The 19,355-nt window shown below is 71.6% G+C and carries 16 protein-coding genes; 8 read left to right on the top strand and 8 right to left on the bottom strand.

Features of this window, described 5'->3' with window-relative positions:
- Positions 1–186 precede the first annotated feature (186 nt).
- Complete coding sequence (locus ACFYXV_RS17320; protein ID WP_030152694.1) at positions 187–1,023, top strand: HAD family phosphatase; 837 nt, start codon at positions 187–189, stop codon at positions 1,021–1,023.
- A gap of 438 nt (positions 1,024–1,461) precedes the next feature.
- Here ACFYXV_RS17320 and ACFYXV_RS17315 read toward each other — a convergent pair whose 3' ends face one another.
- Positions 1,462–2,283, bottom strand: coding sequence for an oxidoreductase (locus ACFYXV_RS17315; RefSeq protein ID WP_389383294.1), 822 nt, complete (start codon positions 2,281–2,283; stop codon positions 1,462–1,464).
- Between the two features lie 109 nt (positions 2,284–2,392).
- Between ACFYXV_RS17315 and ACFYXV_RS17310 the strand changes: the two genes are divergently transcribed.
- A complete protein-coding gene (locus tag ACFYXV_RS17310) occupies positions 2,393–3,412 on the top strand; it encodes an ATP-binding protein (RefSeq protein ID WP_385468531.1) in 1,020 nt (339 codons plus the stop codon).
- Here the strand turns inward: ACFYXV_RS17310 and ACFYXV_RS17305 are convergent.
- Positions 3,366–4,667 (bottom strand): hypothetical protein, encoded by a 1,302-nt coding sequence (locus tag ACFYXV_RS17305; protein ID WP_385468528.1) that lies wholly within the window; start codon positions 4,665–4,667, stop codon positions 3,366–3,368. The genes ACFYXV_RS17310 and ACFYXV_RS17305 overlap by 47 nt on opposite strands.
- Positions 4,668–4,899: 232 nt before the next feature.
- Here ACFYXV_RS17305 and ACFYXV_RS17300 point away from each other — a divergent pair, with 232 nt between their 5' ends.
- The 5 genes from ACFYXV_RS17300 to ACFYXV_RS17280 all read left to right on the top strand — a co-directional run bounded on the left by ACFYXV_RS17300 (position 4,900) and on the right by ACFYXV_RS17280 (position 12,761).
- The gene (locus ACFYXV_RS17300; RefSeq protein ID WP_389383293.1) at positions 4,900–7,377 is read left to right on the top strand and encodes a SulP family inorganic anion transporter; all 2,478 of its coding nucleotides are present in this window, start codon (positions 4,900–4,902) and stop codon (positions 7,375–7,377) included.
- Positions 7,378–7,597: 220 nt separating this feature from the next.
- Positions 7,598–9,595, top strand: coding sequence for an acetate--CoA ligase (acs, locus tag ACFYXV_RS17295; protein WP_385468522.1), 1,998 nt, complete (start codon positions 7,598–7,600; stop codon positions 9,593–9,595).
- 216 nt (positions 9,596–9,811) lie between these two features.
- Positions 9,812–11,245: a Na+/H+ antiporter NhaA gene (gene nhaA, locus ACFYXV_RS17290; protein ID WP_385468519.1), complete on the top strand. Its 1,434-nt coding sequence runs from the start codon at positions 9,812–9,814 to the stop codon at positions 11,243–11,245.
- A gap of 101 nt (positions 11,246–11,346) precedes the next feature.
- On the top strand, positions 11,347–11,805 hold the full coding sequence (locus ACFYXV_RS17285; RefSeq protein ID WP_385468516.1) for a phage holin family protein: 459 nt from the start codon (positions 11,347–11,349) through the stop codon (positions 11,803–11,805).
- The gene (locus ACFYXV_RS17280; protein ID WP_385468513.1) at positions 11,802–12,761 is read left to right on the top strand and encodes an alpha/beta fold hydrolase; all 960 of its coding nucleotides are present in this window, start codon (positions 11,802–11,804) and stop codon (positions 12,759–12,761) included. The genes ACFYXV_RS17285 and ACFYXV_RS17280 overlap by 4 nt, the downstream gene beginning before the upstream one ends.
- Before the next feature lie 329 nt (positions 12,762–13,090).
- On the opposite strand, the gene ACFYXV_RS17275 is transcribed toward ACFYXV_RS17280, so the two are convergent.
- The 3 genes from ACFYXV_RS17275 to nth all read right to left on the bottom strand — a co-directional run bounded on the left by ACFYXV_RS17275 (position 13,091) and on the right by nth (position 16,042).
- Complete coding sequence (locus ACFYXV_RS17275) at positions 13,091–14,293, bottom strand: MarP family serine protease (RefSeq protein ID WP_383339461.1); 1,203 nt, start codon at positions 14,291–14,293, stop codon at positions 13,091–13,093.
- A gap of 13 nt (positions 14,294–14,306) precedes the next feature.
- A complete protein-coding gene (locus ACFYXV_RS17270; protein ID WP_385468509.1) occupies positions 14,307–15,065 on the bottom strand; it encodes an NUDIX hydrolase in 759 nt (252 codons plus the stop codon).
- A 209-nt stretch (positions 15,066–15,274) separates the two neighbouring features.
- On the bottom strand, positions 15,275–16,042 hold the full coding sequence (gene nth, locus ACFYXV_RS17265; RefSeq protein ID WP_383498827.1) for an endonuclease III: 768 nt from the start codon (positions 16,040–16,042) through the stop codon (positions 15,275–15,277).
- 358 nt (positions 16,043–16,400) lie between these two features.
- Here nth and ACFYXV_RS17260 point away from each other — a divergent pair, with 358 nt between their 5' ends.
- Positions 16,401–17,075, top strand: coding sequence for a Crp/Fnr family transcriptional regulator (locus ACFYXV_RS17260; RefSeq protein ID WP_003981529.1), 675 nt, complete (start codon positions 16,401–16,403; stop codon positions 17,073–17,075).
- A gap of 135 nt (positions 17,076–17,210) precedes the next feature.
- On the opposite strand, the gene ACFYXV_RS17255 is transcribed toward ACFYXV_RS17260, so the two are convergent.
- The 3 genes from ACFYXV_RS17255 to ACFYXV_RS17245 are packed head-to-tail and all read right to left on the bottom strand — an operon-like array spanning position 17,211 to position 19,239.
- Positions 17,211–17,501 carry a hypothetical protein gene (locus ACFYXV_RS17255; protein ID WP_389383291.1) on the bottom strand — a complete coding sequence of 97 codons (291 nt, stop codon included), beginning with the start codon at positions 17,499–17,501 and terminating at the stop codon, positions 17,211–17,213.
- Positions 17,498–18,343 carry an MBL fold metallo-hydrolase gene (locus ACFYXV_RS17250; RefSeq protein ID WP_383339449.1) on the bottom strand — a complete coding sequence of 282 codons (846 nt, stop codon included), beginning with the start codon at positions 18,341–18,343 and terminating at the stop codon, positions 17,498–17,500. The genes ACFYXV_RS17255 and ACFYXV_RS17250 overlap by 4 nt, the downstream gene beginning before the upstream one ends.
- Positions 18,340–19,239: an NUDIX hydrolase gene (locus ACFYXV_RS17245; RefSeq protein WP_389383290.1), complete on the bottom strand. Its 900-nt coding sequence runs from the start codon at positions 19,237–19,239 to the stop codon at positions 18,340–18,342. Before ACFYXV_RS17245 ends, ACFYXV_RS17250 begins: the two co-directional genes overlap by 4 nt.
- Positions 19,240–19,355 lie beyond the last annotated feature (116 nt).

The following is a 19,355-nucleotide window of genomic DNA, read 5'->3' as shown; positions in this document are numbered from 1 at the left end:
CCGGGGGGGAGAGCGGGGGTCGTCCCCACGGTCCGACTCGGGGGGGGAGGAGCCAGACCGGGTTAGCACGGTCGCGAACGATCCGTGACTTCCATGGTGTACCCGAGAGCCTTCTTAGGCAAACCCACGCGCCACACCTTACGCCGAATGGTGGGCGCATATGCTCGGGGCGTGGAAATCCAGCCCTTGCCGCACTCGTCGCCCCGGACCGCAGCCTTCTTCGACCTGGACAAGACGGTCATTGCGAAGTCAAGCACTCTGACGTTCAGCAAGTCCTTCTACCAGGGCGGCCTCATCAACCGCCGAGCCGTGTTGCGCACCGCCTACACCCAGTTCATCTACCTGGTCGGCGGAGCCGACCACGATCAGATGGAGCGGATGCGTGAGTACCTGTCCTCCCTCTGCAAGGGGTGGAACGTCCAACAGGTGCGGGAGATCGTCGCGGAGACCCTGCACGACCTGATCGACCCGCTGATCTACGACGAGGCCGCGTCCCTGATCGAGGCCCACCACACGGCCGGCCGCGACGTGGTGATCGTTTCGACCTCCGGCGCGGAAGTCGTCGAGCCGATCGGCGAGATGCTCGGCGCGGACCGGGTCGTCGCGACGCGCATGGTCATCGGCGAGGACGGCTGCTTCACGGGCGAGATCGGGTACTACGCGTACGGGCCGACCAAGGCCGAGGCCGTACGGGAGCTCGCGGAGTCCGAGGGGTACGACCTCGCGCGGTGCTACGCGTACAGCGACTCGGTGACGGACATTCCGATGCTGGAGGCGGTCGGGCACCCGCATGCCGTCAACCCCGACCGGGCGCTGCGGCGCGAGGCGGTGGCGCGGGAGTGGCCGGTGCTGGTGTTCAACCGGCCGGTGCGCCTGAAGCAGCGGCTGCCGGGGCTGTCGATGCCGGCACGGCCGGCGTTGGTGGCCGCGGCGGCGGTGGGCGCTGCGGCCGCGACCGCCGGGCTGGTCTGGTACGCCAGCCGGCGGCGGGCGAGCGCGTTGGCCGCCGCGGCTTCCGCCTGACCCGTCACGGGACTCCACCCCGGGCCCAGCACCTCGGACACCGGCGGGCCGAGCCTCGGCGACACCCCCCGACCTGCGAAAACGGGGGCTGTCCGGTTCGCCCCGCCGTGTCCTGGAAAGTAAAAAAAGTAGGCAGGGGTTCCGCTTGTCAGCGAAGCGGAGTACAAAGGAGTCAACGGCCCGCGAGACCAAAGAACATCCGAGAGGATCATCTTTAATACGCAGTAAGGCCCACGGACCGAAGCATGAACGCCGAGCACCCACGCGACGTCGACCCGTCGATTACGGGCCAGCCGCACCAGGTGACGGGCAAAGTTCCCGACCTGATGGGCAACCATCGAGGACGCTTGGTAACTGGGCGTGAATGCCAGCGGCGACACCAAAGCAAGACGGTGTCGCCGCAACCCTGTGCCGGGGCGCTGCGCCGCGGCCGAACCCTTAAGCCGCGCCGCGCTGCAGGGCCTCGCAGACCGCCGTCGACTCGCGGACACCCAGCTCGATCGCGCGGCCGCAGTGCGCGATCCACGCCGCCATCCCCTCCGCGGTCCCCGAGAGGTAACCCTCGAACGCCGCCAGGTACGCGTCCCGGCCCTGCTCCGCGTGTCCGACCTCCGCCGGGCAGATCGCCTTCGGGTCCAGACCGCTGTTGATCAGCACGATCCGCTCCGCCGCCCGCGCGACCAGCCCGTTGTACGAGCCGAACGGACGCAGCGCCAGCAGCTCGCCGTGCACCACCGCCGAGGTGATCAGCGCCGGGGCCGAACCGCCCGCGACGATCAGCCGGGACAGTCCGTCCAGCCGGCCCGCCACCTCCTGCGCACTCGGCAGCGGCGCGGTGACGAAGGGCTCGTCGACCGGCTCGCCCGCCAGCCGCGGGCGGCCCACCACATCACCCTCGGCCGTCGACCCCGAGGCCACGAGGTGCAGGCGCGCCAGCACCCGCAGCGGCGACTGCCGCCAGATGCTCAGCAGCTGCCCGGCCTCCGCCGTCAGGCGCAGCGCAGCGCCGACCGTGCGCGCCTCGGCCTCCGCCCCGAAGTCGGTGCGGCGGCGCACCTCCTCCAGCGCCCAGTCCGCCCCGGACAGCGCCGCGCTCCCGCGCGCCGCGCGCAGCGCGGCCTCCGAGGTGATCTCCCCGCTGCGCCGGCGCATGACCCGGTGCCCGTAGACCCGGTCCACGGCCTTGCGTACGGAATCCACGGATTCGGCGACGCCCGGGAGGGAGCCCAGGTCGGCCAGCGGGTCAGAAGCGCTACTCATAAGTAAGGAGCCTACGCACTGCGGGTGCGTAGCACCGACCCCTCCTTGGAGTGGTCTTCTTCACTTACAAGCACCACGGAAAGCGACAAGCCCACTACTCTTGGTGAACATGAAGATCGCTTTCGTGGGAAAGGGCGGCAGCGGCAAGACGACCCTGTCCTCCCTCTTCATCCGCCACCTCGCAGCCAATGAAGCCCCTGTCGTCGCGGTGGACGCCGACATCAACCAGCACCTCGGCGCCGCGCTCGGACTCGCCGAGGAAGAAGCCGCCGCGCTGCCCGCGCTCGGCGCGCACCTGCCCCTGATCAAGGAGTACCTGCGGGGCTCCAACCCGCGCATCGCCTCCGCCGACACGATGATCAAGACCACCCCGCCCGGCGCCGGATCGCGCCTGCTGCGGGTCTCCGAGGACAACCCGGTGTACGAGGCCTGCGCGCGGACGCTGCTGCTCGACGGGGAGCCCGTACGGCTGATGGCCACCGGCCCGTTCACCGAGTCGGACCTGGGGGTCGCCTGCTACCACTCCAAGGTCGGCGCGGTGGAGCTCTGCCTCAACCACCTGGTCGACGGCCCGGACGAGTACGTCGTCGTCGACATGACCGCCGGCTCCGACTCCTTCGCCTCGGGCATGTTCACCCGCTTCGACATGACCTTCCTGGTCGCCGAGCCGACCCGCAAGGGCATCTCCGTCTACCGCCAGTACAAGGAGTACGCGCGGGACTTCGGGATCGCGCTCAAGGTCATCGGCAACAAGGTGCAGGGCACGGACGACATCGAGTTCCTCCAGGACGAGGTGGGCGAGGACCTGCTCGTCACCGTCGGGCACTCCGACTGGGTGCGGGCGATGGAGAAGGGCCGCCCGGCGGCGTTCGAGCTGCTGGAGGCGACCAACCGGCTCGCCCTCCAGGCCCTCCAGGACGCGGCCGACGACTCGTACGCCGACCGCGACTGGGAGCGGTACACCGCGCAGATGGTCCACTTCCACCTGCGGAACGCGGAGAGCTGGGGCAACGCCAAGACCGGGGCCGACCTGGCTGCCCAGGTCGACCCCGATTTCGTCCTGCGGGAGAGCCCGGAGCGCCTTACTCCTCTCCCGGCTCCTCTTCGGCCGACTCCGCAGCCGGCTTGACCGCGGGGGCGGCCGGCTTGGCCGGCGGCCCCGCCGTCAGGAACTTCGTCCAGCCCTCCTTGGGCGCCTCGCCGACGTCGAGGCCGCGCATCCACTCCAGGGCCTTCGGGTCCTGGGCGTCCAGCCAGTCGACCAGCTCACGGAACGGCACGCAGCGGACCTCCTTCTGCGTGCACATCGACTCGATGGAGTCCTCGACGGCCTTCATGTAGGTGCCGCCGTTCCAGGACTCGAAGTGGTTGCCGATGATCAGCGGCGCGCGGTTGCCCGCGTAGACCCGGTCGAAGGCCTGCTGGAGGCCCTCGCGCATCTGCTCGCCCCAGTACGCGTGCTGCGAGGGGTCGCCCTGGGTGGTCGTACCGGACTGGTTGACCAGGTAGTTGTAGTCCATGCTCAGCGTGTCGAAGGCACGCCCCGGCATGGGCACGAGCTGGAGCGGGACGTCCCACAGCCCGTCCGTCTTCTTCGGCCAGATCTGCTTGCTGATCCCGCTGGAGTCGTAGCGGAAGCCCATGTCCTTGGCGGCCAGCATGAAGTTCTTCTGGCCTTCGAGGCACGGGGTGCGCGCGCCGATGAGCTCCTTGTCGTAGTCGAACGGGAGCGGGGCCATGCTCTTGAGGTCCGGCGTGTTGGTCTTCCAGCTCTTGACGAACGATTTGGCCTGGTTGATCTCGCTCTTCCACTCCGGCACGGACCAGGTGCCGACGCCGCCGTCGGGGCCGCAGAAGTGGCCGTTGAAGTGGGTGCCGATCTCGTTGCCTTCGAGCCAGGCCCCGCGGACCTGCTCGGCCGTGTCCTTGATGCCCTGGACATCGCCGAAGCCGATGTCCGAGCGGCCGGACTCGTGCTGCGGGGCCGTGTAGAGGGAACGTTTCTCCTCCGGGAGCATGTACACGCCGCTCAGGAAGTACGTCATCCGGGCGTTGTACTTCTTGCCGACCTCGCGGAAGTGCGAGAAGAGCTTCTGGCTGTCCTCGCCGGCCCCGTCCCACGAGAACACCACGAACTGCGGCGGCTTCTCGCCCGGCTTCAGCTTCTCCGGCTTCCGTACGTTCGGCTGCGCACCCGTGTACGCGGTCGAGCCGTCGCCGATGGGCCGGTTCACGCTGCCGGGGGCGGCCTCCGGGGCCGGGCCCTTCTTGGCGTTCGGCCCGCCGGCGGGTTTGGCGGGTCCCGAGGTGCTGCACCCGGCGACGCCCAGCACCAGCGCCGTGGCGACCAGGCCGCCGGCGATCCTCTTCGTGGCGGCGATCATCCGTCCACCTCTCCTCGCAGTTCCATCGCGGGTCTTCCGTGCCGCAACGTCCCATGCGGTTCACCGTGAGGATGATGTGACAAGCCGGACAAAATGCTTAATCACCCCTGAGCGCTAATTCCTAGTCCATTTGCCCCCATTCCCTATCGCGATCCTTTACTCTCCATTACCTTTCATTTACTGAGTGTTGAGACTCCCGCCGCTTCATCCCTCCGCAGAGGAGACGGGACCCATGGCAGCCACCTCCCCCAAGGCCGACCACGCGCCGCGCAAGGGCCACCGAGCCGATCTCCATGCCGACCTGTCCGCATCCCTGACCGTGTTCCTGATCGCCCTGCCGCTCTCCCTCGGCATCGCGCTCGCCACCGGTGCCCCGCTCCAGGCGGGCCTGGTGGCCGCGGCCGTCGGCGGGATGGTGGCCGGGCGCCTGGGCGGCACCCCCCTGCTGGTGAGCGGACCCGCGACCGGACTGACCGTGGTCACCGCCGAGTTGATCCAGCACTACGGATGGCGCACCACCTGCGCCATCACCGTGCTCGCCGGCTGCTGCCAGCTCGGACTCGCCGCGCTGCGCACCGCCCGCTCGGCGCTCATGGTCAGCCCGGCCATCGTCCACGGCATGCTCGCGGGCGTCGGCGTCACGATCGCCCTGGCCCAGCTGCACATCGTCCTCGGCGGCACCCCGCAGAGCTCCGCCGTCGCCAACGTCCTCGGCCTGCCGGGCCAGCTGGCGAACCTGCACCCGGCGGCGCTCGGCGTCAGCGCCCTGACCCTGGTCGTCCTGCTCGGCTGGCCGCGGCTGCCCGGGCGGGTCGGGCTCGCGCTGCGCAAGGTGCCGGCCGCGCTGGCCGCCGTCGCCACGGCCACGGCGTTCGCCGCGCTGACCGGGCTCACCCTGCCCCGGGTGGACCTGCCGTCCTGGCGCAGCCACGCCCTGCCCGAGCTGCCCGAAGGCCCCGTCCTCGGCATCATGGCGGCGGTCCTGACCGTGACCCTGGTCGGCAGTGTGGAATCCCTCCTGTCCGCGGTCGCCACGGACAAGCTGATCGCCTCGCAGCGGCGTACGGGCAGCCGCCCGCCGCGCGCCGACCTCGACCGCGAACTGCGCGGCCAGGGCGCGGCGAACGTGCTCTCCGGCCTGCTGGGCGGGCTGCCGATCGCGGGCGGGGCCGTCCGCAGCGTGGCCAACGTCAAGTCCGGGGCCGTCAGCCGCCGGTCGGTCATGCTGCACGGGCTGTGGATCCTGCTCGCCGCCGCCCTTCTCGTCCCGGTCCTCGACCTGATCCCGCTCGCCGCGCTGGCCGCCCTGGTGATGGCGCTGGGCGTGCAGATGGTGAACGCGACGCATCTGCGCACGGTCACCCGGCACCGCGAGATCGCGGTGTACGTGACGACGATCGCGGCCGTGGTGCTCGGCGGGGTCCTGGAGGGGGTCGCCATCGGCATCGCGGTGGCCGTCGCGATCGCGCTGCACCGGCTGGCCCGGACCCGGATCACCCTGGAGGTGCGGGACGGGGTCCACCGGGTGTGGGCGCGCGGGCAGTTGACCTTCCTGGCGGTGCCGCGGCTGAGCCGGGTGCTGAACCAGATCCCGCCCGGCGGGCGCGTGGTGGTGGAGCTGGACGGCTCGTTCATGGACCACGCGGCGTACGAGACGCTCCAGGACTGGCAGCACGCCCATCTGGTGCACGGGGGCTCCCTGGAGGTCACCGGCCGCTCCGCCGCCCGGATGGCCGGGGCGAGCCACACCGCCGATCGGACCCACGCGGCGCACCAGTCCCACCAAGCCCACCCCACCCACCTCACGCACCCGGCCCACCCGGCCCACCGCGCCGATCAGCGGTCCCACCGCGGGACCCATCGCGGCGGGCACCAGTGCTGCCGCCCCTGGACCCCGTGGATGAACCACTGCGACCACCGCCCGGCGGCAGAGCCCACGATCCCCGGCGCGGCCGCGGCTCCCGACGCGATGGAGGACCTGGGGGCGGCGGCCCCGCCCCCGGCCCCGCGCCGCCGCGGCGCCGGCCAACTGGCCAGCGGGATCAGCGCCTTCCAGCGGGACACCGCGCCGCACGTCCGCGAGGAGCTGGCCCGGCTGGCCCGGGAGGGTCAGCGGCCCTCGCAGCTCTTCCTGACCTGCGCCGACTCCCGCCTGGTGACCAGCATGATCACGGCCAGCGGCCCCGGCGACCTGTTCACGGTCCGCAACGTCGGCAATCTGGTCCCGCTGCCGGGCGCCGAGTCCACGGACGACTCGGTCGCGGCGGCCATCGAGTACGCGGTGGACGTGCTCAAGGTGGACAGCATCACCGTGTGCGGGCACTCGGGCTGCGGGGCCATGCAGGCGCTGCTGAACTCCACGCCCGGGGCCCCGATGACCCCGCTGCGCCGGTGGCTGCGGCACGGGCTGCCCAGCCTGGAGCGGATGGCCAGCCGCCACCACGCCTGGGCCCGGATCGCGGGCCGGCTCCCGGCCGACGCGGTGGAGCAGCTGTGCCTGACCAACGTGGTGCAGCAGCTGGAGCACCTGCGGGCGCACGAATCGGTGGCCCGCAGGCTCGCGGAGGGCACGCTGGAACTGCACGGGATGTACTTCCACGTGGGCGAGGCCCAGGCGTACCTGCTGTCGGAGGGCGAGGACTTCTTCGACTGCCGGGTCTTCGACAGCGTGGGACACCAGGCCCAGGAGCACGTCGGGCAGCACGCCTGAAAGATGACCGGATGACCGGATGATGACCGAATCGCCGTCGTCGACAGATCCGGATCATGGACGCGGACGAACCGGTAACCTCCGGTATCCGTGTCACACAGTGGCCCCTTCCCGCACCCTGCAGCGGGAGGGGGCCACTCTGCACGTCCGCCCGGCCGTGATATAGGTCTAAACCAATTTTCGGCTACCCCTTGTCACCAGGGCCGCTGACTGATGAGCTATGCCCGGGGACACAACGGACACCCTGGGAAAGGGAGATGTCGTGAGCAACGAAAGCCTGGCCAACCTGTTGAAGGAGGAGCGCCGATTCGCTCCTCCCGCCGACCTGGCCGCCGCCGCCAACGTGACGGGGGCTGCGTACGCACAGGCCGACGCGGACCGGCTGGGCTTCTGGGCCGAGCAGGCCCGCCGCCTGACCTGGGACACCGAGCCGACCGAGACGCTCGACTGGACCAACCCGCCCTTCGCCAAGTGGTTCGCGGACGGCAAGCTGAACGTGGCGTACAACTGCGTGGACCGGCACGTCGAGGCCGGCAACGGCGACCGCGTCGCCATCCACTTCGAGGGTGAGCCCGGCGACAGCCGCGCGATCACCTACGCCGAGCTCAAGGACGAGGTCTCCCAGGCCGCCAACGCCCTGACCGAGCTGGGCGTCCAGGCCGGCGACCGGGTCGCGGTCTACCTGCCGATGATCCCCGAGGCCGTCGTCGCGATGCTCGCGTGCGCCCGCGTCGGCGCCGCCCACTCGGTGGTCTTCGGCGGCTTCTCCGCCGACGCCGTGGCCTCCCGCATCCAGGACGCCGACGCCAAGCTGGTCATCACCGCCGACGGCGGCTACCGCCGCGGCAAGCCCAGCGCCCTCAAGCCCGCCATCGACGAGGCCGTCGCCAAGTGCCCGCAGGTCGAGCACGTGCTCGTCGTACGGCGCACCGGCCAGGACACCGCGTTCACCGAGGGCCGCGACGTCTGGTGGGACGAGATCGTCGGCCGCCAGTCCGCCGAGCACACCCCGCAGGCCTTCGACGCCGAGCACCCGCTGTTCATCCTGTACACCTCGGGGACCACGGGCAAGCCCAAGGGAATCCTGCACACCTCCGGCGGCTACCTCACGCAGGCCGCCTACACCCACCACGCCGTCTTCGACCTCAAGCCGGAGACCGACGTCTACTGGTGCACCGCCGACATCGGCTGGGTGACCGGGCACTCGTACATCGTCTACGGTCCCCTCGCCAACGGCGCCACCCAGGTCATGTACGAGGGCACGCCGGACACCCCGCACCAGGGCCGCTTCTGGGAGGTCGTGCAGAAGTACGGCGTCACCATCCTGTACACCGCGCCCACGGCGATCCGCACGTTCATGAAGTGGGGCGACGACATCCCCGCGAAGTTCGACCTGTCGAGCCTGCGCGTGCTGGGCTCGGTCGGCGAGCCGATCAACCCCGAGGCCTGGATCTGGTACCGCAAGCACATCGGCGGCGACCGCTGCCCGATCGTGGACACGTGGTGGCAGACCGAGACCGGCGCGATGATGATCTCCCCGCTGCCGGGCGTCACCGAGACCAAGCCGGGCTCGGCCCAGCGCGCCCTGCCGGGCATCGGAGCCACCGTCGTCGACGACGAGGGCCACGAGGTCCCGAACGGCGGGGGCGGCTACCTGGTCCTCACCGAGCCGTGGCCGTCGATGCTGCGCACCATCTGGGGCGACGACCAGCGGTTCGTCGACACCTACTGGTCCCGCTTCGAGGGCAAGTACTTCGCGGGCGACGGCGCCAAGAAGGACGACGACGGCGACATCTGGCTGCTGGGCCGCGTCGACGACGTGATGCTGGTCTCCGGCCACAACATCTCGACCACCGAGGTGGAATCGGCGCTCGTCTCGCACCCCTCCGTCGCCGAGGCGGCCGTGGTGGGCGCCAAGGACGAGACCACCGGTCAGGCCATCGTGGCCTTCGTGATCCTGCGCGGCAGCGCCTCCGAGACCGACACCCTGGTCGGCGAGCTGCGCAACCACGTGGGCGCCACGCTGGGCCCGATCGCCAAGCCGAAGCGGATCGTTCCCGTCCAGGAGCTGCCGAAGACCCGCTCGGGCAAGATCATGCGGCGTCTGCTGCGCGATGTCGCCGAGGACCGCGCGGTCGGTGACGTCACGACGCTGGCCGACTCCTCGGTCATGGACCTCATCCAGACCAAGCTGCCGTCCGCCTCCAGCGAGGACTGAGCACGGGCCGCACCGGCTCACGGACCGAGTGAGAGGGGCATCCGGCGCGCCGCGCCGGATGCCCTTTTCACGCATAAAGTGAAGATCGCCGGATACGTCCTCGCGCGACCCTGTAAAATTCGAGAAGCGTAAAGAACGCACGTCACAGGGTGCGCCGGGAAGTCTGGTCGGCAACGAGTTCCGCCATGCCGTCCAACCCACCCGGAGGTGCCCCCCGTGGCCGCGCCCAGCCCCACCGACCGCCACAGCCGCAAGTTCCTCGGCAGGCTCTCCCTGCCGGAGCGGCGCTTCGTGGCCGACGCCCTGCGCGCCGAAACCGTCGGCGGCGTGCTCCTGCTCGTGGCCACCATCGCCGCCCTGCTGTGGGCGAACATCCCCGCCCTCTCCGCCAGCTACGCGGACGTGAGCGACTTCCACATCGGCCCCGCCTCCCTCGGCCTGGACCTCTCGCTCCAGCACTGGGCGGCCGACGGACTGCTGGCGATCTTCTTCTTCGTCGCCGGCATCGAGCTCAAGCGCGAGCTGGTCGCCGGCGATCTGCGCGACCCGAAGGCGGCCGCCCTCCCGGTGATCGCCGCCGTCTGCGGCATGGCCGTGCCCGCGCTGGTCTACGTACTGGTCAACACGGCCGGCGGCGGCTCGATGGACGGCTGGGCGGTCCCGACCGCCACCGACATCGCCTTCGCCCTCGCCGTCCTGGCCGTCATCGGCACCTCGCTGCCGTCCGCCCTGCGCGCCTTCCTGCTGACCCTCGCCGTCGTCGACGACCTCTTCGCCATCATGATCATCGCGGTGTTCTTCACCAGCGAGATCGACTTCCTGGCCCTCGGCGGCGCGGTCCTCGGCCTGGTCGTCTTCTGGTTCCTGCTCCGCAAGGGCGTCCGCGGCTGGTACGTGTACGTCCCGCTCGCCCTGGTCATCTGGGGCCTGATGTACAACAGCGGGGTCCACGCCACCATCGCCGGCGTGGCCATGGGTCTGATGCTCCGCTGCTCCCGCGAGGAGGGCGAGACCACCTCCCCCGGCGAGCACATCGAGCACCTCGTACGGCCCATCTCGGCGGGCCTCGCCGTCCCGCTCTTCGCGCTCTTCTCGGCCGGGGTCTCGCTCTCCGACGAAGCCGTCGCCCAGGTCTTCACCCGGCCCGAGACCCTCGGTGTCGTGCTCGGCCTGGTCGTCGGCAAGGCCGTCGGCATCTTCGGCGGCACCTGGCTGGCCGCCCGCTTCACTCGCGCTTCGCTCAACGAGGACTTGGCCTGGCCCGACGTACTCGCGGTGGCCTCCCTCGCCGGGATCGGCTTCACCGTCTCGCTCCTCATCGGCGAACTCGCCTTCGCCGACGACCCGACGCTCACCGGCGAGGTCAAGGCCGCCGTCCTGTTCGGCTCCCTCATCGCCGCCGTCCTCGCGAGCGTCCTGCTCAAGCTGCGCAACCGCAAGTACCAGGCCCTCACCGAGGACGAGGAGCGCGACGAGGACCTCGACGGCATCCCGGACGTCTACGAGCAGGACAAGCCGGAGTACCACCTGCGGATGGCGAAGATCTACGAGGCGAAGGCCGCGGAGCACCGCCGCAGGGCCGAGGCGGCCACGGCCGCCGCGCTCGAAGCGGCCACCGGGTCCAGCGCCGAGCGCGGCCGTCCGGCATGATCTGAACTGACGCCGCGACGGGCGCGGTGACGGGCGCAGGACAGGCGCCGCCGCGCAGGGCGTCGACCGCAGACGACGGCAGATGACAGAGGGAGAGAGCGATGAGCGCAGTGGACCAAGGGGCGCAAGGAGCCGAGCGCACACTCGGCCAGCTGGTCGCCTCGGCCACCGCCGAGATGTCCGCCCTGGTGCACGACGAGATCGCCCTCGCCAAGGCGGAGATCCGCCAGGACGTCAGGCGCGTGGGCATCGGCGGCACCGCCATCGGGATCGCAGGGGTGTTCGCCCTGTTCTCGCTGCCCGTGCTGAGCTTCGCCGCGGCGTACGGGATCCACAACCTCGGGCTCGGGCTCGCCTGGTCGTTCCTCATCGTCGGCGTGGCGTTCCTGGTGCTCGCGGGCCTGCTGGCGCTGATCGCCGTATCGAAGTTCAAGAAGGTCAAGCCCCCGGAGAAGACCATCGCGTCGGTCAAGCAGACCGCGGCGGTCGTCAGCACCGTCAAGCCGCATCCGCGGTCGGTGAGTGACCAGGCCGTGGGTGTGGCACGCTCGTCCTCATGACAGCGCCCTCACCGGACTTCAGCACTCCGCCCACCGCCGCGACGGCGGTCAGGATCGACGTGCCCGGCGGGCGAGCGGTGACCCACCGGGACGTCGCGGCCAACGGGGCGCGGTTCCACGTCGCCGAGATGGGCGACGGGCCGCTGGTGCTGCTGCTGCACGGCTTCCCGCAGTTCTGGTGGACGTGGCGGCACCAGCTGACCGCGCTCGCCGACGCCGGGTACCGGGCGGTCGCGATGGACCTGCGCGGGGTGGGCGGCAGCGACCGCACCCCGCGCGGCTACGACCCCGCGAACCTGGCGCTCGACATCACCGGGGTCGTACGGTCCCTCGGCGAGCCCGACGCCGCCCTCGTGGGGCACGACCTGGGCGGCTACCTCGCCTGGACCGCGGCCGTGATGCGGCCCAAGCTGGTGCGCCGGCTCGTGGTCTCCTCCATGCCGCACCCGCGGCGCTGGCGCTCGGCGATGCTCTCCGACTTCGGCCAGACCCGGGCGAGTTCACACATCTGGGGCTTCCAGCGGCCGTTCGTCCCGGAGCGGCAGCTCGTGGCCGACGACGGGGCGCTCGTGGCCGAGCTGATCCGGGACTGGTCCGGTCCGCTGCCGCCCGCGCAGGAGGACCTCGACGTGTACCGGCGGGCGATGTGCATCCCGTCCACCGCGCACTGCTCGATCGAGCCGTACCGCTGGATGATGCGGTCGATGGCCCGGCCGGACGGGCTCCAGTTCAACCGCCGGATGAAGCGGCCGGTCCGCGTGCCGACGCTGCACCTGCACGGCTCGCTCGACCCGGTGATGCGGACCCGCAGCGCGGCCGGCTCCGGGGAGTACGTCGAAGCCCCGTACCGGTGGCGGCTGTTCGACGGGCTCGGGCACTTCCCCCACGAGGAGGACCCGGCGGCCTTCTCGACCGAGCTGGTGAACTGGCTGAAGGACCCCGAGCCGGACCGCTGATCCGACGGGATCTCAGCTGAACAGCCGTCAGTACGACTGTCCTACGAACATTCAATTGCCCGGCGCATAGGCCAATTGGCCGCTCCGGACGGGGTTACCGACCTTGGGGCCCGGGCACAGCTCGTTGTATGGGCTGGACGCACGACTACGGTGACACCGCACGCGAACGCCGCCCGGCAGCGACGCCGGGCACCTACGGGAGGACGGGCCGGGACGGCCACGACCCCCGCCTCGGGATTCCGCGCATCCTGCGCCGCCGGGCCCGCTGGGTCTCGGCGCGCCTGCGGCATCCACGGACGTAGCCGCGGCCGCGCCCCGTTCCGTACGGATCAGAGGGCGCAGCCCTGGCTGTCGACCCGCCGGTCGGAGGTCTTCCCGATCCGGATGTCATCGCGGACCTCGTCCGCCGTCAGCGCGTACCCGGTGTTCGGGTCGTCGAGCGACTTCGCGAAGACGACCCCGTACACCTTGCCGTCGGGCGTCAGCAGCGGCCCGCCGGAGTTGCCCTGGCGGACGGTCGCGTAGAGCGAGTAGACGTCGCGGCGGACGGTGCCGCGGTGGTAGATGTCCGGGCCGTTGGCGTTGATCCGTCCGCGCACGCGCGCGGCGCGGACGTCGTACGCGCCGTTCTCCGGGAATCCGGCGACGATCGCGTCGCTGCCGCTCACCGCGTCCTTGTCGGTGAACTCCAGCGCGGGCGCCTTCAGCTTGGGCACGTCCAGGACGGCGATGTCGCGCTCCCAGTCGTAGAGCACGACCTTGCCGTCGTAGAGCTTGCCCTCGCCGCCGATCTGCACGGTCGGCTCGCCGACCCCGCCGACGACATGCGCGTTGGTCATCACCTTGCCGGGCGCGAAGACGAAACCGGTGCCCTCCAGGACCTTGCTGCAGCTCGGCGCGGTACCGACGACCTTCACGATCGAGCGCTTGGCCGCCTCGGCGACGGGGCTGCGGGCCAGCGCCGGGTCGGGCGCCTTCACCTCGGTGATCGGCTCGTTCGAGAACGGGCTGAAGACCTGCGGGAAGCCGCTGCGCGCGAGCGTGGAGCTGAAGTCCGAGAACCAGGTGTTGGCCTGCGCGGGCAGCACGCGCGAGACGCCCAGCAGCACCTTGGAGTTGCGGACTTCCTTGCCCAGGGTGGGAAGTGAGGTCCCGGCGAGGGCCGAGCCGATCAGCCACGCCACGAGCAGCATCGCGACGACGTTGACCAGGGCGCCGCCGGTCGCGTCGAGCGCGCGCGCCGGCGACCACGTGATGTGGCGGCGCAGGCGGTTGCCCAGATGGGTGGTGAAGGCCTGCCCGATCGAGGCGCAGACGATGATCACGACCACGGCGATGACCACGACCGTGGTCGAGACCTGGGTGCCGTTGTCGGTCACCCGGTCCCATATCAGCGGGAGCAGGGACACGGCGATGAGACCACCGCCGAGGAAGCCGATCACCGACAGGATGCCGACGACGAACCCCTGGCGGTAGCCGACGATCGCGAACCACACGGCGGCGACCAGCAACAGGATGTCCAGCACGTTCACGAGGGTCACCGTCTCATGCGCGCCAGTCGAGCGGGACCTGCCTCGATCGGTCCCAGGGGCGCTCCCATCCCGCGAAATGCAGGATCCGGTCGATCACTCCGGCGGTAAAACCCCAGACCAGAGCCGATTCGACGGTGAAAGCAGGGCCCAGGTGGCCCTTCGGGTGGACCGCCATGACCCGGTGATCGGGATCCGTGAGATCGGCCACGGGAACCGTGAAGACGCGGGCGGTCTCGGCCGGGTCCACGGCGCCGACGGGGCTGGGATCGCGCCACCAGCCGAGGACGGGGGTGACGACGAACTCGCTGACCGGGATGTACAGGCGCGGCAGGACGCCGAAGAGCTGGACGCCCGCGGGGTCGAGCCCGGTCTCCTCCTCCGCCTCGCGCAGGGCGGCGCGCAGCGGGCCGGTGGTGTGCGGATCGCCGTCCTCCGGGTCGAGGGCGCCGCCGGGGAAGGAGGGCTGGCCCGCGTGCGAACGCAGGGTCCCGGCGCGCTCCATGAGCAGCAGCTCGGGGCCGCGGGGGCCCTCGCCGAAGAGCACCAGCACGGCGGACTGGCGGCCGCGGCCGTCCTCGGGCGGCAGGAACCGGCTGAGCTGGGTGGGCCGGACCGTCCGCACGGCCTCGACGACGGGATCGAGCCACCGGGGCAGGCCCTGGCTGCTCACGCGCAGAGCACCCGGGTCCTCGTACGGAGCCTGCGGCTCGCCCTGCTGCGGCGGCGCGGCCGCCTGGGCCACACCGCTCTCGTCCCGCGCTCCGCGCGTCATAGGCACCCCTGCTCCCTGCCGTCGCCGACACCGTCGCCGTCCCGATACGGGGACAACGCAGCCCCGGGCCGTATTCGTTCCGCCGCGGGCCGCCCTGTGGCGGCGACCCGCGGCCGTGCTGCGTGCTCTGTGCTGCGTGCTCTGTTCTGCGTGCTCTGCTGTGCTGCGTGCTCTGCGCCCGGCCGCCGCGTGCGCCGCGGCCGGCGCACTCAGGCGTCGGCCGGGGCCGCCCGCGTGGCTCCCAGCGGCGGGGCCGGGAGGCCCGGGTAGTCCGGCGGCGGGCTCAGCCGCTGCCCGGGCTGACCGCCCTTCTCGTACTTGAGCAGCTTCTTCGCCTTCTCCGGGTCGGTCTCGCCCTCCCCGTACGCCGGGCACAGCGGAGCGATCGGGCAGGCGCCGCAGGCGGGCTTGCGGGAGTGGCAGATCCGGCGGCCGTGGAAGACGACGCGGTGCGAGAGCATCGTCCACTCGCTCTTCGGGAAGATCGCGCAGATCTCCGCCTCGACCTTCTCCGGGTCCTCCTGCTCGGTCCACTTCCAGCGGCGCACCAGCCGGCCGAAGTGGGTGTCCACGGTGATCCCCGGGACCCCGAACGCATTGCCGAGGACCACGTTGGCCGTCTTGCGGCCGACCCCGGGCAGCTTCACCAGGTCCTCGATCCGGCCCGGCACGTTCCCCCCGAAGTCGTCCCGCAGGGCCTGCGAGAGGCCGAGGAGGGAGCGCGCCTTCGCCCGGAAGAACCCGGTCGGCCGGATGATCTCCTCCAGCTCCTCGGGCACGGCCGCGGCCATGTCCTCGGGCGTCGGGTAGGCGGCGAACAGGGCCGGGGTCGTCTGGTTCACGCGCAGATCGGTGGTCTGTGCGGAGAGGACCGTGGCGACCAGCAGCTCGAAGGGGTTCCGGAAGTCGAGCTCGGGGTGGGCGTAGGGATAGATCTCGGCCAGCTCGCGGTTGATGCGGCGGGCCCGGCGCACCATCGCCAGATGCGATTCCGGTTTCTTGGCCGAACCTTTGCCCTGCGGGCTCGGCAGGGCCCTCCGGGGCTTTCCTGGTGCCTTCTCGGGGGCTTGTTCGCCCACAGCTGAATTGGGACCGCCCGTCACTCCTGCGGACCCCTTGGCCTGTGCTCTCACCGGCTTGTTGGACACCCGGCCAGCCTAAGGCCGGGCGCTGACACCCGCCTGGACCTCAGGTAACACCACTCTGATTGGTCTCTCACCGCACAGCACAGGCGTACGTCCGGCATCCTTGGTAGTGATTGATCGCACTGTTTGAGCCGTCCGGCAAAATGGAGGGCCAGGCCCCCCTGAGCCGGTCGACATAGGAGAGACACTCGTGGACGACGTTCTGCGGCGCGCCCCGCTCTTCGCGGCGCTCGATGATGAGCAGGCCGCGGAGCTCCGCGCCTCCATGGGCGAGGTGACCCTCGCACGCGGTGACGCCCTGTTCCACGAGGGCGACCCCGGCGACCGGCTGTATGTCGTGACCGAGGGCAAGGTGAAGCTGCACCGCACCTCCCCCGACGGTCGCGAGAACATGCTGGCCGTCCTCGGCCCCGGCGAGCTGATCGGCGAGCTGTCGCTCTTCGACCCCGGCCCGCGTACCGCCACCGCCACCGCCCTGACCGAGGTCAAGCTGCTCGGCCTCGGCCACGGCGACCTGCAGCCGTGGCTCAACGCGCGGCCCGAGGTCGCGACCGCGCTGCTGCGCGCGGTGGCCCGGCGCCTGCGCAAGACCAACGACCAGATGTCCGACCTGGTCTTCTCCGACGTGCCGGGCCGCGTGGCCCGCGCCCTCCTGGACCTCTCGCGCCGCTTCGGCGTGCAGTCCGAGGAAGGCATCCACGTCGTGCACGACCTCACGCAGGAAGAGCTGGCCCAGCTGGTCGGCGCCTCCCGCGAGACGGTCAACAAGGCCCTCGCGGACTTCGCGGGCCGCGGCTGGCTCCGCCTGGAGGCCCGCGCCGTGATCCTGCTGGACGTGGAGCGGCTGGCGAAGCGGTCGCGCTGACCGCGCATCGGATGTGCGTGAAGGGGTCCTGCCCGATCGGGCGGGGCCCCTTCGGCGTCTGCGGCGCCGGCTCCCGGCGCCCGCTTCCCCCGGCGCCCGGCTCCCGTTTCCGGTGCCCGGCTCCCGGTGCGGCGCTCAGACGTCCGTCAGGGCCTCGACCGCCTGCTTCGCCTCCAGCAGGTCGGCCCCCGTGACGCGCCGGTAGAGCCGGATGGCCTCGATCGTGCGGCCGTCGCGCACGAGCGCCCGTACCTCGTCCAGCCCGGCCGGCTCCGGCTCCTCGATGCCGAAGTGGTCCAGGACCAGGCCGAGGCGCCGCTCCAGCCGCTCCGAGCGCCGCTCCAGGGCCTTCATGCGCAGGGTCACCGTCGAGGTGATCCACGCGGCCGTGGAGATCAGCGCGAGCAGCAGGAACAGTGTGGTCATTCGGGGCCCCCCGGGATCAGTCCGTGATCTTGAAGGTACTCCAGCTGCGCCCGCACGGACCATTCCGCGGCCGGCCACAGCGAGCGGTCCACGTCCGCGTAGACGTGGGCGACGACCGCCTCCGGGGTCGTGTACCCGTCCTCCACGGCGGTCTCCACCTGGGCGAGCCGGTGCGCCCGGTGGGCCAGGTAGAACTCCACCGCGCCCTGGGCGTCGTCCAGGACCGGCCCGTGGCCCGGGAGCACCGTGTGCACGCCGTCGTCGACCGTGAGCGAGCGCAGCCGGCGCAGCGAGTCCAGGTAGTCGCCGAGGCGGCCGTCGGGGTGGGCCACGACGGTGGTGCCGCGGCCGAGGATCGTGTCCCCGGTCAGGACGGCGCGGTCGGCGGGCAGGTGGAAGCAGAGCGAGTCGGCGGTGTGGCCCGGGGTCGGGACCACCCGCAGCTCCAGGCCGCCGGTGCGGATCACGTCCCCGGCGCCGAGCCCCTCGTCACCGAGGCGCAGGGCGGGGTCCAGGGCGCGGACCTTGGTACGGGTGAGCTCGGCGAACCGGCCCGCGCCCTCGGCGTGGTCGGGGTGGCCGTGGGTGAGGAGGGTCAGCGCGATCCGCTTGCCGGCCCGCTCGGCGGTCTCGACGACCGCGCGCAGGTGCGCCTCGTCCAGCGGGCCGGGATCGATGACGACGGCTTCGGCGGAGCCGGGCTCCGAGACGAGCCAGGTGTTCGTGCCGTCCAGGGTCATCGCGGAGGCGTTGGGGGCCAGGATGTTGACCGCGCGGGCGGTGGCGGGCCCTGAGGTAACGATTCCTCGGGGCTGTCCGGGCAGGGCGCTCGCACTGGTCACGGGGTGCCTCCGGGGCGGACGTGCTTGGTGAACTCGTCGTGGCCGGGCCAGCTGAGCACCAGCTCGCCGTTCTCCAGCGTGGCCTGCGCCAGTACGGGTGTCAGGTCCTGGGCGGCCGCCGCGGCGAGGGCGCCCGCCGCGCTCCCGTACGGCTCCAGCGAGCGCAGCGTGGAGATCGTGGGCGGCATCATCAGCAGCTCGCCCTTGTCGTAGCCGGCGGCGGCGTCCGCGGGGCGGATCCAGATGGTCCGGTCGGCCTCGGTGGAGGCGTTGCGGGTGCGCTGGCCCTCCGGGAGGGCGGCGACGAAGAACCAGGTGTCGTACCGGCGGGGCTCGAACTCCGGGGTGATCCAGCGGGCCCAGGCGCCGAGCAGATCGGAGCGCAGCAGCAGGCCGCGGCGGTCGAGGAACTCGGCGAAGGAGAGATCGCGGGCCACGAGGGCCGCCCGGTCGGCCTCCCAGTCGTCGCCGGTGGTGTCGCCGACGACGGTGTCGGGGGACTCCCCGGCGAGCAGGACCCCGGCCTCCTCGAAGGTCTCGCGCACGGCGCCGCAGACGATCGCCTGGGCGGTGCGGGGATCGGTGGCGAGGCGGGCGGCCCACGCGTCCCGGCCCGGACCGGCCCAGCCGACGAGGTGGTCCTCGTCGCGGGGGTCGACCCCGCCGCCGGGGTAGGCGTACGCACCGCCCGCGAAGGCCATGGAGGCCTTGCGGCGCAGCATGTGCACGGCGGGTCCGGCGGGGGTGTCGCGGAGCAGCATGACGGTGGCGGCCCGGCGGGGTTCCACCGGGACGAGGGAACCGTCCATGAGCGCGCGGATCCGGTCGGGCCACTCCGGCGGGTACCACTGGCCTCCGGCGGGAGGCTGCTGCTGACCGTGCTGACCATTCGGCATGTCGGGATGCTACGGGTATCCGGCCCGATGTTCGAGGGCCCACCGGGGTGGGCCGGGTCCACCGGGCGCAACCCGCGGGGCCGACGCGAACGGCCCCGGCGGGCCGCCGGACGAGT

It is taken from the genome of Streptomyces sp. NPDC002181, assembly GCF_042890485.1.
Lineage (GTDB): Bacteria > Actinomycetota > Actinomycetes > Streptomycetales > Streptomycetaceae > Streptomyces.
Note: the sequence above shows the minus strand (reverse complement) of the source record. Positions and strands in the feature narration are given on the sequence as shown.

Bases quoted from the DNA above. Each gene is read 5' to 3' on its own strand.
- acs (WP_385468522.1), top strand. From the start codon at position 7,598: ATGCCCGGGGACACAACGGACACCCTGGGAAAGGGAGATGTCGTGAGC.
- ACFYXV_RS17310 (WP_385468531.1), top strand. From the start codon at position 2,393: ATGAAGATCGCTTTCGTGGGAAAGGGCGGCAGCGGCAAGACGACCCTG.
- nth (WP_383498827.1), bottom strand. From the start codon at position 16,042: ATGGTGCGCCGGGCCCGCCGCATCAACCGCGAGCTGGCCGAGATCTAT.
- ACFYXV_RS17270 (WP_385468509.1), bottom strand. From the start codon at position 15,065: ATGACGCGCGGAGCGCGGGACGAGAGCGGTGTGGCCCAGGCGGCCGCG.
- ACFYXV_RS17300 (WP_389383293.1), top strand. From the start codon at position 4,900: ATGGCAGCCACCTCCCCCAAGGCCGACCACGCGCCGCGCAAGGGCCAC.
- ACFYXV_RS17245 (WP_389383290.1), bottom strand. From the start codon at position 19,239: ATGCCGAATGGTCAGCACGGTCAGCAGCAGCCTCCCGCCGGAGGCCAG.
- ACFYXV_RS17285 (WP_385468516.1), top strand. From the start codon at position 11,347: ATGAGCGCAGTGGACCAAGGGGCGCAAGGAGCCGAGCGCACACTCGGC.
- ACFYXV_RS17255 (WP_389383291.1), bottom strand. From the start codon at position 17,501: ATGACCACACTGTTCCTGCTGCTCGCGCTGATCTCCACGGCCGCGTGG.
- ACFYXV_RS17280 (WP_385468513.1), top strand. From the start codon at position 11,802: ATGACAGCGCCCTCACCGGACTTCAGCACTCCGCCCACCGCCGCGACG.
- ACFYXV_RS17315 (WP_389383294.1), bottom strand. From the start codon at position 2,283: ATGAGTAGCGCTTCTGACCCGCTGGCCGACCTGGGCTCCCTCCCGGGC.
- ACFYXV_RS17305 (WP_385468528.1), bottom strand. From the start codon at position 4,667: ATGATCGCCGCCACGAAGAGGATCGCCGGCGGCCTGGTCGCCACGGCG.